This is a genomic window from Streptomyces doebereineriae (genome assembly GCF_031845645.1).
Classification (GTDB): Bacteria; Actinomycetota; Actinomycetes; order Streptomycetales; family Streptomycetaceae; genus Streptomyces; species Streptomyces canus.
The window spans coordinates 224,796-237,114 of the sequence record NZ_JAVREZ010000003.1 but is presented as its reverse complement, the minus strand read 5'-3'; the positions used below and the strand labels follow the sequence as shown (position 1 = coordinate 237,114).

The window sequence follows — 12,319 nt, the reverse complement described above, 5'->3', positions numbered from 1 at the left end:
GCCCACGGAGGTACCTCCATGCTTGCTTCCTGGTACGACGCCCAGGGACCCGCCGCCGATGTGCTGCACGTCGGTGAACTCCCTGATCCCGTCCCCGGCCCCGACGAGGTCCGCGTCCGTGTCACCGTCTCGGGCGTCAACCCCGGCGACACCAAGAAACGGCGCGGCTGGCTCGGCTCGTCCATGCCCTTCCCGCGGGTGATCCCGCACAGCGACGCCGCCGGAGTCATCGACGCCGTGGGCGACCAAGTCGACGCCCACCGCGTCGGACAACGGGTCTGGGTATACGGCGCCCAGTCCTACCGCCCCTTCGGCACCGCCGCCCAGTACACCGTCGTACCCGACCACCAAGCCGTACCTCTGCCCGACCACCTCAGTGACGAGCTGGGCGCGAGCCTCGGCATCCCCGGCATCACCGCCCACCGCACCGTCTTCGCCGACGGCCCGGTCGACGGCCGACTGGTCCTGGTCCACGGAGTTCTCGGCGGCGTCGGCTCCCTGGCCGCCCAGCTCGCCCACTGGGCCGGCGCCACCGTGATGGCCACCGTCCGCCGAACCGCGGACCTCGACCACGTCGACCCGGCCGTCGCCCACGCCGTCGCCCTGGACACTGGCGAGCCCGCCGCTGCCATCCGCTCGTACGCGCCGCGGGGCGTCGACCGGATCATCGAGGTCGCGCTGTCCGACAACGCCGATCTCGACAACGCCGTCGCCGCCAACAATGCCGTCATCGCCGCCTATGCCACCCACGCGGACCGCACCGAGATCCCCTTCTGGCCGCTGCTGTTCAACAACGTCACCCTGCGGCTGCTCGGCAGCGACGACTTCCCCGCCGAGGCCAAGCGCCAGGCCGCCCGCGACCTCACCTCCGCCGCCGCCGTCGGCGCCCTCACCGTCGCCGTCGGCGACCGCTACCCGCTGGACGACATCGCCAAGGCCCATGACCGCGTCGACGCCGGCGGTGGCCACGGCCGCATCCTGCTCACCGTCCCCCAATAGCGCAGACTCGGAACACTGCCCTGCTCAACTGCCTGGCCCTACGGGCCGGCCCGTCGCGCTGCCAAGTAATCGGACCAGTTCCCGCCGGCGAGGGTGGCCCAGCGTTCGGCTGTCTTGGGGTGGATGCCGAGCAGGTCGGCGATGACCATGGGCGGCAGGTCTACCAGGGCGTCCATCATGGCGGTGTTCCGTGCAGCGCGGGCGGGCAGACCGTGGTGTCTCAAGGTGTCGGCGAGGCCGAGGGGGTTGCGTGGGCGTCCAGGGCTGTGACCGGGCAAGAGGTATCTGCGTCCGGCCGCGTTGCCCGCCGTTGTATGAAACGCATCGGTATGTGTGCCAGGCTCTCCGGCCGGGAAGATACTGCTGGTCAAGGCGCTTGAAGACGAGCCCTTCCAGTCCGACCGTGGACCACTGGAGCCACTCGGTGGCCTGCTGCTGGTCGGTGGTGGAGGGGCACAGCGTCCAGGGCGCCTGGAGCCGGTGGTCGGTGAAGAGCTGTTCCAGGGCCCTTCGGCGGACCTCATAGGGCTGTCCGGTCAGGTCGGCGCCCGCACGCAGCAGGTCGAAGACCACGAAGTGGGCGGGCGACCACCCCCAGCCGCACTGGTCGGAGAAGTTCGGGACTCTGCGCTGGGAGGTGACGGCGGCCAACCTGCTGGCGGCGGACGCGACCGGGCAGGCCGTCAGCTTCACCTCGCTGGCCGGCTGATGGTTCGTCAGTCGCGGGCGGCGGCCTCGTCTGGGCACTGCCCGGCGTTCATGAGGCAAGTCGGTGGTCGGGCAATGGGCACCGTGTGCGTACCAGGTGACGGATGCTCAGCGATGGCTGGGCCCTCCGGTCAGTCGATGCCTTCGACGATGCGGAAGTCGCGCTCGACGCCGTCGGGGAGGGCCATCAGCGCCTTCTGGTATGCCTCGCTCTCGTATGCCGCGACGGCGTGTTCAAAGCTGTCGAACTCGATCAGAACGACGCGTTGCGTGATTCCGGCCTCGTGGGCGACGACTCGACCGCCACGGGACGGGATCCGGGACAGGACGCGCCCGCCCCCAGCCTGGACAGCCGGACCGGCCAGCTTGTCGTAGGCAGTCAGCCTCGCAGGGTCGGAAATGGCGGGGTAGACACTGACCCAGTAGCCCTTAGCCATGGAAACCTCCTGTGTTCGGCTGGACACGTCCGACTTCGAATCGGCACTCAGATCGATCGATCCCGGCATGCGCAGGTTAGGGCTTGATGTGCGGTCGAGGGAAAGATCGGTACGGGCTAGACTCAGAACGGATTGTTATCAATCGGCAGGGAGAGCACGTGGCGCCGGATACGGTGAGCCTGCGGTACTTCCTGGTGCTGGCACAGGAGTTGAACTTCACCCGCGCGGCCGCACGGATCGGTATCGCACAGCCCGCACTCAGCGCCCGGATGCGCCGATTGGAGGCGGAACTCGGTACGGCCCTGCTGGTCCGCAACACACGTAGCGTCGTATTGACCACGGCCGGTGCGGCTTTGGCGGAGTCCGCGCCGCCCGCGCTGGCGGCGCTGGACCGGGCGTGGGACACCGCCCGGAGCGCGGCGGCCGGTGAACTGGGCACGCTGCGCATCGGATACAGCCTCAGCACCGGGGCCGAGACGGCACCGGCCCTGGTGGACAGGCTGATTCGCGGCAACAGCGGACTCGAGGTCGGCGCGGTCCCGATGGCGACACCGGAGATCTCCCCCGCGGTCGCCGACGGCCGCATCGATGCCGGGATCACCCGCGGTGAACAGCCGGGCCGTGGCGTGCGCCGGTTCCTGCTGCGGCGTGCGCGCATCGGGGTCCAGCTGGCGCAGCACCATCCGCTGGCCGAACACGCGGAGATCGAGATCGCCGACGCGGCCGCGTATCCGCTGCGACTCCCGGACCGTGCGGCCAACCCCGTGATCCACGATCAGCTGTCCGCACTGTTCCGAGACACCCGACCACACCCCCGATTCCACACGCCCGCAGTCTCTTTCGACATGTCTCAGCGCGACCTGCGCGACGGGGTCACCCTCGCCCCGGCCGGAGAAGCCGCGGCCACGGCACAACCGGCCGGTCTCACCTGGCGACCGCTGCGAGGCGCGCCCAGCCTGACGATCCACCTGGTCCTCCCACGCGAGCAGTCGCCACTACACCGCCGCATCCGTGCCGTCGCCAAAACCCTGGCGCACGAGCTGCACTGGCTGCCGGACTGACGCGCAGGAGGTCAAGCGAGACGGACGCCTGCGGTGGCGAGGCCGAAGACCCTGCGCCCGGCGGACTTCGCGGTGATGACGACGACGGTGGTCTTGCTGAATGTCCGACACGACCTCGCTACGCCGGCGGATCAGCATCCGATGATGGCCCCGGGTCCGGTCCGAGTCGTACACCGCGGCGACGTCCTCGCCCAGCCCGAGATCTCGGCGGATACCGCGCCTTCGCCGTCGCCGAACCGGACAAGCACGGGTAACCGGCGGGAACGCCCGCCGGCAACGGCGTCCATGACGTCGGTCGGAGACCGAAACGGCGCTGACACCGTAGGAGTCATGAGAGCAGAAGGAACGACACCGGAACCGGAAAGCCCGCGATATTCGGGATGCGTTCGAGCAAGCACTTGCCGAGTCCGGGATCGGGTTGCCGGATCGGGGCCTGGCACGACGCCACGCTCTGCGCCGGATGGCGGTGAGGCTCATCGATGGAGAGACAACTCCCGCTGACCTGGCGACGGACGACTGGTGGGAGCCGGAGGTCGAGACCGCGGCTGAGCAATCGTTCGTGGCGCGCAGGCTTACATCGACGACGCAGCCACAGCCGAAGAATAGAAGGCGGTATACCCAACCAGCCGCCCAGGTGTCATGCTGCTGCATTCCCCTGCGGAAGGACCAATAGATGGCCAGCAAGAAGCCTTTAGACTCGCGACAGTTCGGGCAGTACATCGCGACACGGGCACGACTAAAGGGCTACGACCTCGCCACCGCAGACGGCCGAGCCAGACTCGCCAAGGAAACTGGCCTGCCGGAGAGCGACATAACAGCCATCGCGGCAGGGAAGTACAAGCCCCCCGTCGATCCATGGAAGACCTTCGGCGAGATCTTGGGCGAACGCCACAAGGACATGCTTTGCATGGTCGGCATCCTCGAACCCAGCGGCACCAGGCCGAGGAAGAAGAGCGTCACGGATACCGCTGCCGACCTGGGCCTCAAACAGCCAAAGAACGTGGCAATCTTCGAGGCTCTCGTGACCGCGCTGCTGAACTCCGAGAAGTAGCCGGCCTACCAGCCGCGCGCCCACCAGTCCTGAAGATGCGGCCGTTCCGCTCCGAGGCTGCTGTCGTTACCGTGCCCTGGGTAGATCCACGTCTCGTCCGGCAGGCTGAACACCTTCGCCTCGAGGCCGCTCATCAGGCTCTGGAAGTCCTCTGGCTGTGTTGTCCGGCCAGGCCCTCCCGGGAACAGGCAGTCCCCGGTGAACACATGGGGATGCCCGTGGGGGTCGTCGTAGACGAGGGCGATCGAGCCCGGTGTGTGCCCGACCAGGTGGCGCGCGGTCAGCTCCACCTGCCCCACGCGGATGACGTCGCCGTCGTCGACCAGGACGTCGGTGGGCACGGGGATGCCTTCGGCGTCGTCCCTTCCGGCGTACGTACGCGCGCGCGTGGCCGCGACGACCGCGGCGAGCGCCTGCCAGTGATCGCCGTGCTGATGCGTGGTGACGACGGACGCGATGCCGTCGTCGCCGATCATGCCCAGCAGGGTGTCCGCGTCGTTGGCGGCGTCGATCAGCAGTTGCTCGTCGGTGGCCCGGCAGCGCAGCAGATAGGCGTTGTTGTCCATCGGGCCGACCGCGATCTTGGTGATCATCAGGTCCTTGAGCTCGTGCACGTCGGCGGGCCCGCCGACCGTCACCTGTCCGCTGTACGTCATGGCGGTCAGCCTATAGCGGGGGCAGTGGGGGGAGGGTGCCGTCGTGGACCGTCAGTGCCGAGCCGTCGCGGCGGCCGGCCAGCCAGCCGAGCAGGTCGGCCCGGCGCCCTGTGACGACGAGCGCGATGTCCCCGTGGCCGCCCGTCGGGATCCGGCGGCCGTCGTCCTCCTCGATCAGGAGGGAAGGCACGTCGGGGTGTCCCAGGAACCGCTCCGCCAGGAAGGTGATCTCGCGTTGGACGAAGTCCTCCGGAAGATCCTCCAGCTCGTACCCGATCCCGAGGTCCACGTGGTGCAGCTCCACCTCGATCCACCGCCGGAACAGCACCCGGGACGCCGAGTCGGTGACCCCGTTGCGGAGCTCGACCGTGCGCGACCAGTCGGCCGGTGCAGCCCCCGCCTCCTGGAAGCGCTCGGCACTGTCGCGGAGGTCGGCGAGCTGGACGTCGAGGGGGCGCGGGGCGTCGCGCTCGATGTCGGCGTCGCGCGCTTCCGCTGAGGGATACATGGGCTGCCCCCGCAGAACGTTCACGAGGGCGTCGGCATTGCGGGACAGGTGGGCGAGGACATGGCCGCGGCTCCAGCCCGGCAGCCGTGACGACTCGGTCACGGACGCGTTGTCCAACGTGGCGGCTGCGGTCAGGAGCCGCTCGGTCGCACCACGTACAGACACCAGGTCATGAGCGTGATCAATCATGGTGCTGACCCTAGCCCCGCCACACCTTTGGGTGAAGGTGGTGAAGCAGTGCCGTAAATCGAAAGCGCGTGCTATATGGTCGGGTGCGGCGTCGGGCATGCTGGATGGTCGGGGATTGTTATGCCTCCGGGGAATCCGACCGGCGTTGTCAGTGGCTCCCCCTAGTCTGAGAAAGCACGGGGGCCCCGCCCCTGTCACTCCTCTCAAGCCAAGAAAGGTGCGGACCGGCGTGGCCGACCGTCTCATCGTCCGTGGCGCGCGCGAGCACAACCTGAAGAACGTCTCGCTCGACCTGCCTCGCGACTCGCTCATCGTCTTCACGGGCCTGTCCGGGTCGGGCAAGTCCTCCCTGGCCTTCGACACCATCTTCGCCGAGGGCCAGCGTCGCTACGTGGAGTCGCTCTCCTCGTACGCCCGCCAGTTCCTCGGCCAGATGGACAAGCCCGACGTCGACTTCATCGAGGGCCTCTCGCCCGCGGTCTCCATCGACCAGAAGTCGACCTCGCGCAACCCGCGCTCGACGGTCGGCACCATCACCGAGGTCTACGACTACCTGCGCCTGCTCTTCGCGCGCATCGGCAAGCCGCACTGCCCGGAGTGCGGTCGCCCGATCTCGCGCCAGTCGCCGCAGGCCATCGTCGACAAGGTCCTGGAGCTGCCGGAGGGGAGCCGCTTCCAGGTGCTCTCGCCGCTGGTGCGCGAGCGCAAGGGAGAGTTCGTCGATCTCTTCGCCGATCTCCAGACCAAGGGTTACAGCCGTGCGCGCGTGGACGGCGAGACCATCCAGCTCTCCAACCCGCCCACGCTGAAGAAGCAGGAGAAGCACACCATCGAGGTGGTCATCGACCGCCTCACGGTGAAGGAGTCCGCCAAGCGCCGTCTCACCGACTCGGTGGAGACCGCCCTCGGCCTCGCCGGCGGCATGGTCGTGCTCGACTTCGTCGACCTCCCCGAGGACGACCCCGAGCGCGAGCGCATGTTCTCGGAGCACCTGTACTGCACGTACGACGACCTGTCCTTCGAGGAGCTGGAGCCCCGTTCCTTCTCCTTCAACTCACCCTTCGGCGCCTGCCCCGACTGCTCCGGCATCGGCACGCGCATGGAGGTCGACCCGGAGCTGATCGTCCCCGACGAGGACAAGTCCCTCGACGAGGGCGCCATCCACCCCTGGTCGCACGGGCACACCAAGGACTACTTCGGCCGTCTGATCGGTGCCCTCGCGGACGCGCTGGGCTTCCGGACGGACATCCCCTTCGCCGGGCTGCCCCAGCGCGCCAAGAAGGCCCTGCTCCACGGCCACAAGACGCAGATCGAGGTCCGCTACCGCAACCGGTACGGCCGCGAGCGGGTCTACACGACCCCCTTCGAGGGTGCCGTTCCCTTCGTCAAGCGCCGGCACAGCGAGTCCGAGAGCGACGCCAGCCGCGAGCGCTTCGAGGGCTACATGCGCGAGGTGCCCTGCCCCACCTGTGAGGGCACCCGCCTCAAGCCGCTCGTCCTCGCGGTCACCGTCATGGGCAAGTCGATCGCCGAGGTCTCCGGCATGTCCATCAGCGACTGCGCGGACTTCCTGGGTGAGCTGAAGCTCAGCGCCCGTGACAAGAAGATCGCCGAGCGGGTGCTCAAGGAGGTCAACGAACGACTGAAGTTCCTGGTCGACGTCGGCCTGGACTACCTCTCGCTGAACCGCGCGGCCGGCACCCTCTCCGGCGGCGAGGCCCAGCGCATCCGTCTGGCCACGCAGATCGGCTCCGGACTCGTCGGCGTCCTGTACGTCCTCGACGAGCCGTCCATCGGCCTGCACCAGCGCGACAACCACCGGCTGATCGAGACCCTGGTCCGGCTGCGCGACATGGGCAACACGCTCATCGTCGTCGAGCACGACGAGGACACCATCAAGGTCGCCGACTGGATCGTCGACATCGGTCCCGGCGCGGGCGAGCACGGCGGCAAGGTCGTGCACAGCGGCTCCCTGAAGGAGCTGCTCGTCAACGCCGAGTCGGAGACGGGCCAGTACCTGTCGGGCAAGAAGGCCATCCCGCTGCCCCACATCCGCCGTCCCCTGGACCCGTCCCGGAAGCTCACGGTGCACGGAGCCCGCGAGAACAACCTCCAGGACATCGACGTGTCCTTCCCGCTGGGCGTGTTCACCGCGGTCACCGGTGTCTCAGGCTCCGGCAAGTCGACGCTGGTCAACGACATCCTGTACACGCACCTGGCGCGCGAGCTCAACGGCGCGAGGAGCGTCCCGGGCCGGCACACGCGCGTGGACGGCGACGACCTCGTCGACAAGGTCGTGCACGTCGACCAGTCGCCCATCGGCCGCACCCCGCGGTCCAACCCGGCGACGTACACCGGCGTCTTCGACCACGTCCGCAAGCTGTTCGCCGAGACCACCGAGGCGAAGGTCCGCGGCTACATGCCCGGCCGCTTCTCCTTCAACGTCAAGGGCGGCCGCTGCGAGAACTGCGCGGGCGACGGCACCATCAAGATCGAGATGAACTTCCTCCCGGACGTCTACGTCCCCTGCGAGGTCTGCCACGGCGCCCGCTACAACCGGGAGACCCTGGAGGTCCACTACAAGGGCAAGTCCATCGCCGACGTCCTGAACATGCCGATCGAGGAGGCGACGGAGTTCTTCGAGGCCGTCCCCGCGATCGCCCGCCACCTCAACACCCTCAAGGACGTCGGTCTCGGCTACGTCCGTCTCGGCCAGGCCGCGACCACCCTGTCCGGTGGCGAGGCCCAGCGCGTGAAGCTCGCCAGCGAACTCCAGAAGCGATCCACCGGCCGTACGGTCTACGTCCTGGACGAGCCGACCACCGGTCTGCACTTCGAGGACATCAGCAAGCTGCTGAAGGTCCTGTCCGGCCTGGTCGACAAGGGCAACACCGTCATCGTCATCGAGCACAACCTCGATGTGATCAAGACGGCCGACTGGGTCGTCGACATGGGCCCCGAGGGCGGTGCGGGCGGCGGACTCGTCGTCGCCGAGGGCACCCCGGAGGAGGTCGCCGGAGTCCCGGCCAGCCACACCGGCAAGTTCCTCAGGGAGATCCTCGGCGCCGACCGGATCAGCGACGGGGCCGCGGTGAAGGCCCCGCGCAAGGCACCGGCCAGGAAGACGGCCGCGGCGAAGAAGACGGTCGCCGCCAAGTCGACGGCGAAGAAGACGGCGACGGCCAGGACGACGACCACCAAGAAGGCCGCGCCCGCCAAGAAGACGACCCGGGCCCGCAAGGCCTGAGACGCCGGGGCGGCGAGCCGAACACATCCGAAGAAGACGCGCGACGAGCGGTGCCCCGCGGGAACTCCCCGGGGGGCACCGCTCGCTCCGCTACAGTCCGCCCAGTTCGGACGCGTACGGCGGCTGCGCCCCCGCCCGTGAGCAGGTGATCGCGGCCGCGCGTGCCGCGAACCGCAGCAGCCGGGTCCAGTCCTCGACGCCCAGGCCCGCGAGCGCCGCCGGGGACAGCGCGTCGAGGGTGTCCAGGCCGTGCAGCAGGGCCGCGTTCACGGTGTCGCCGGCGCCGATGGTGTCCACGACGTCGACCTTCTCGCCCGGCACGGCAAGCGCCGCCCCGTCCCGGGTGAACACGGTCAGCCCGTCACCGCCATGGGTGACCACGACGGCCGAGGGCCCCGAGGCCAGCCACTCGCGCGGGGTGCCGCCCAGCCACAGCGCGTCCTCCTCGGAGAGCTTGAGCAGCGACACCGACGGCAGCCAGCTCTTGAACCGGGCCCGGTAGGCGTCCGCGTCGGGGATGAGCCCGGCCCGGATGTTCGGGTCGAGCGCGGTGAACACACCCTGCGCGGCCGCGGTCCGCAGCAGTTCCTCGTAGGCGCTCGCCCCCGGTTCCAGGACGAGCGAGCAGGTACCGAAGGACACCGCGCGCGTGTCGGTGGGGAGTGAGGCGGGGGCGGCGAACAGGCGGTCGGCGGTGCCGTCGACGTAGAAGGAGTAGGCGGCCGAGCCGTTGGTGTCGATCGTGGCCACGGCGAGCGTGGTGGGTTCCGCACCGCGTTGTACGGGGGACACGTCCACCCCTGCCTCCCGCAGCCCGTCGAGCAGGGCCTCGCCGAAGGCGTCGAGCGAGGTGCGGGAGCAGAAGGCGGTGGGGGAGCCGAGCCGGCCGAGGGCCACGGCGGTGTTGTAGGGGCCGCCGCCGAGCGCCGGCGTGAGGCTCGCGAGGGCGCCTCTGCCCTGCGGTACCAGGTCGATCAGGGCCTCACCGGCGACGACGATCACGAGACGCTTCCTTTCTCGAACTGCGAGGGCTGAGGGGGCTGAGGGGGCTGGGAGGACTGAGAACGCCGGGAACGCTGGGAGGACTGCGATGACCGCCCCCGCTCCCCGGAGTCGGGGCAGCCGCATGACGTGCGGTGGACGAAGGTGCAGTCGAGGCGCACGGTCCGGGCGGGCCGGTCCGGCGCGGCGAGGCGTTCCAGGAGCACCCGGACCGCCTGCGCGCCGATCTCCCTGCTGGGCTGGGCGATCGCGGTGAGCCGGGGAGAGAACAGGTCGGCCCAGGCGAAGTCGTCGAAGCAGCACAGGGCGAGGTCGTCCGGTACCGACAGGCCGCGGTCGCGCAGGGCGCGCAGGGTGCCGATGGTCATGGCGTTGTTGGCGGTGACGAGGGCGGTGGGCGGTGCGGCGCGGGAGAGCAGGGTGGCTGTGGCCCGTTCGGCTCCGGCCGACTCGGAGTCGCCGTGGACGACGAGGTCGTCGTCGTAGGGGAGACGGGCGGCGGTGAGGCCCTGGCGGTATCCGGTGATCCGTTCGGCGGTGGTGCTCAGCCCGGGCAGGCCCGCCACCAGGCCGATGCGCCGGTGGCCGCGTCCGGCGAGATGGGTGACCAGCCGGGCCGTCGGCCCGGTGTTCTCGGCGCAGACCTGGTCGAAGCGCTGCGGGCCGTCCGCCGGGTCCTCGACCGCACCGCCGACCACTCCTTCGATCACTCCGTCGATCACACGGTCGAGGAACACCGTAGGGACCCGGTGGCGCCCGAGATAGGAGACGAGCTCGCGCGGGTCCGCCGAGGGCGCGACGATCATGCCGTCCACACGCCTCTCGTGCAGCAGCTGGACGACCTTGCACTCGTGGTCGGGATCGTCGTGCGGATCGGCGATGAGCAGGCTGTAGCCGTGTTCCAGTGCGCCCGCCTCGACGCCCTGGAGGATCTCCGTGAAGTACGGATTGCTGATCGCCGACACCGCGAGCCCGATGGAGCGGGTGCGGGAGGTCACCAGGGAGCGGGCGAGGGTGTTGGGGGTGTAACCGAGCTCGTCGACGGCGTCCAGCACGGCCTGGCGGGTGTGGGGCAGGACCGGCCGGGTGCCGTTGAGGACGTGCGAGACGGTCGCCACGGACACCCCCGCGCTGCGTGCCACGTCGGCCATGGTCGGCATCGGGTTCCCCTCCCGGAAGGACGCCCACAGGGCACCGGAACGGCGGCCCACGGCTCGGAAGGTATCCCATTCAGCACTGCACGTAAACGCTTGCGCAAACGTTTACGTGCCGTCAGCGACCTGACGTCACCCCGCTCACTCCCAGTCCCACCCGATCCCCACGACCCCCGACCGCACCCGCGGCTCGACGAGGTGCACCGAGTGGTGGTGGCCGGTGAGGGCCAGTTCCTGGCGGCCGCTGCGGGGCGCCGCGGGGGAGTGCTGGGCGAAGCGGTGGCAGCGCAGGGGCAGGGCGTTCGCGTCGAAGCGGACCTGGAGCGCGTACTGACCGCCTGGTGAGCCGAAGCCGCGGACGTACTCGCGGGACACTCCGGCCGTGCCGTCCTCGACGCAGTAGCGGAACAGGAAGGTGTCACCCGCGCGCAGCCGGGCGTCGAGGAGCAGCTCGGCGACGAGCACCCCTGTGTCGTGGTGCGAACGGACGCGTCCCGTACGGCAGTTCTCCAGGGCGTGCACGGTCATGCGCTCGGGCCTGCACCCCGGGTCGCCGTGGTGGACGGCCATGAAACGGTCGACGCCCTCACGGTGGGCGCGCACGATGTGGTGCGACTCGCGACCACGCAGCTCGCGGTGCGCCCCGATGTCTATCCGCTCGTGGTGGCCGAGAGTGTGCAGCCCGCCGTCGGGCGGTGAGTCCAGCTCGCCCAGCAGCTGTTCGAGGACGTCCGAGGCCGCGAGGAGGGAGCGGTAGGAACGGGCCGCGGGCTGCCCCGCGGCCGACCGGTCGTCGTGCTCGGCGAGCAGCCGGATCAGCGACTCCTCCGGCAGCTGCAGGATCTCCTCCAGCGCCCGTACGGCCCGCAGCGACTCGGGACGCTGCGGGCGCCGGGCACCCTGCTGCCAGTAGCTCAGGCTGGTGACGCCCACCCTGACCCCGTACCGCGTCAGATGGTGCTGGACGCGCTGCAGCGGCAGCCCCCGGGCCGCGATCGCGGCGCGCAGCGCGACGTGGAAGGGGCCGCCTCGCAGGGCCGTGTCCAGTTCCGCTTCGGCGGCGGTCGCGACATCCGCGTGCTGTGTGGCGTGCGGCATGCAGGGGCCTTTCTGTGCAGGTCCGGGCGGCTGGTCAGGCCGTTCGTGAGGGTGTGTCGGGGCCGTCCGCGGCAGTGCCGCAAGGGGGCTTCACATCCGTACGCCGTCGTTCCCGGCCCCGAGTTCCCCCGCATTGAAGCGTGTTGACCAAGTCCCGACAACACCTGCCGCCGAACGATGGCGCACTACCGGCCGGATGGTGGCCCCTC

At 69.8% G+C, this 12,319-nt stretch carries 11 protein-coding genes and 1 pseudogene; 4 read left to right on the top strand and 8 right to left on the bottom strand.

Annotation, left to right across the window (positions count from 1 at the left end; genetic code table 11):
- The first annotated feature begins 18 nt into the window (after positions 1-18).
- Positions 19-999, top strand: a complete 981-nt coding sequence (locus RNB18_RS10635; protein WP_311713868.1) for an NADPH:quinone reductase — start codon at positions 19-21, stop codon at positions 997-999.
- 38 nt (positions 1,000-1,037) lie between these two features.
- On the opposite strand, the gene RNB18_RS10630 is transcribed toward RNB18_RS10635, so the two are convergent.
- From RNB18_RS10630 to RNB18_RS10620, 3 genes and pseudogenes are all read right to left on the bottom strand, one after another.
- Positions 1,038-1,175, bottom strand: a complete 138-nt coding sequence (locus tag RNB18_RS10630) for a hypothetical protein (protein WP_311714266.1) — start codon at positions 1,173-1,175, stop codon at positions 1,038-1,040.
- 169 nt (positions 1,176-1,344) lie between these two features.
- Positions 1,345-1,692: pseudogene (locus tag RNB18_RS10625) on the bottom strand (ATP-dependent DNA ligase); the annotation flags it as partial.
- Between the two features lie 146 nt (positions 1,693-1,838).
- Positions 1,839-2,144: a DUF1330 domain-containing protein gene (locus RNB18_RS10620; RefSeq protein WP_311714253.1), complete on the bottom strand. Its 306-nt coding sequence runs from the start codon at positions 2,142-2,144 to the stop codon at positions 1,839-1,841.
- Between the two features lie 158 nt (positions 2,145-2,302).
- Between RNB18_RS10620 and RNB18_RS10615 the strand changes: the two genes are divergently transcribed.
- Both RNB18_RS10615 and RNB18_RS10610 read left to right on the top strand, forming a co-directional pair.
- A complete protein-coding gene (locus tag RNB18_RS10615; RefSeq protein WP_311713867.1) occupies positions 2,303-3,205 on the top strand; it encodes a LysR family transcriptional regulator in 903 nt (300 codons plus the stop codon).
- Positions 3,206-3,878: 673 nt separating this feature from the next.
- Positions 3,879-4,256 (top strand): hypothetical protein, encoded by a 378-nt coding sequence (locus RNB18_RS10610; protein ID WP_311713866.1) that lies wholly within the window; start codon positions 3,879-3,881, stop codon positions 4,254-4,256.
- 5 nt (positions 4,257-4,261) lie between these two features.
- Here RNB18_RS10610 and RNB18_RS10605 read toward each other — a convergent pair whose 3' ends face one another.
- Positions 4,262-4,912 carry an MBL fold metallo-hydrolase gene (locus RNB18_RS10605; protein WP_311713865.1) on the bottom strand — a complete coding sequence of 217 codons (651 nt, stop codon included), beginning with the start codon at positions 4,910-4,912 and terminating at the stop codon, positions 4,262-4,264.
- Positions 4,913-4,922: 10 nt separating this feature from the next.
- Positions 4,923-5,609: a maleylpyruvate isomerase family mycothiol-dependent enzyme gene (locus RNB18_RS10600; RefSeq protein ID WP_311713864.1), complete on the bottom strand. Its 687-nt coding sequence runs from the start codon at positions 5,607-5,609 to the stop codon at positions 4,923-4,925.
- Between the two features lie 229 nt (positions 5,610-5,838).
- On the opposite strand from RNB18_RS10600, the gene uvrA reads away from it, so the two are divergent.
- On the top strand, positions 5,839-8,856 hold the full coding sequence (gene uvrA, locus RNB18_RS10595) for an excinuclease ABC subunit UvrA (RefSeq protein ID WP_311713863.1): 3,018 nt from the start codon (positions 5,839-5,841) through the stop codon (positions 8,854-8,856).
- Positions 8,857-8,946: 90 nt separating this feature from the next.
- Here the strand turns inward: uvrA and RNB18_RS10590 are convergent, their stop codons facing one another.
- The 3 genes from RNB18_RS10590 to RNB18_RS10580 form a co-directional block, all read right to left on the bottom strand.
- On the bottom strand, positions 8,947-9,858 hold the full coding sequence (locus RNB18_RS10590) for a carbohydrate kinase family protein (RefSeq protein WP_311713862.1): 912 nt from the start codon (positions 9,856-9,858) through the stop codon (positions 8,947-8,949).
- On the bottom strand, positions 9,855-11,018 hold the full coding sequence (locus RNB18_RS10585; protein ID WP_311714252.1) for a LacI family DNA-binding transcriptional regulator: 1,164 nt from the start codon (positions 11,016-11,018) through the stop codon (positions 9,855-9,857). Before RNB18_RS10585 ends, RNB18_RS10590 begins: the two co-directional genes overlap by 4 nt.
- Positions 11,019-11,153: 135 nt before the next feature.
- Positions 11,154-12,110, bottom strand: coding sequence for a hypothetical protein (locus RNB18_RS10580; protein WP_311713861.1), 957 nt, complete (start codon positions 12,108-12,110; stop codon positions 11,154-11,156).
- Positions 12,111-12,319 lie beyond the last annotated feature (209 nt).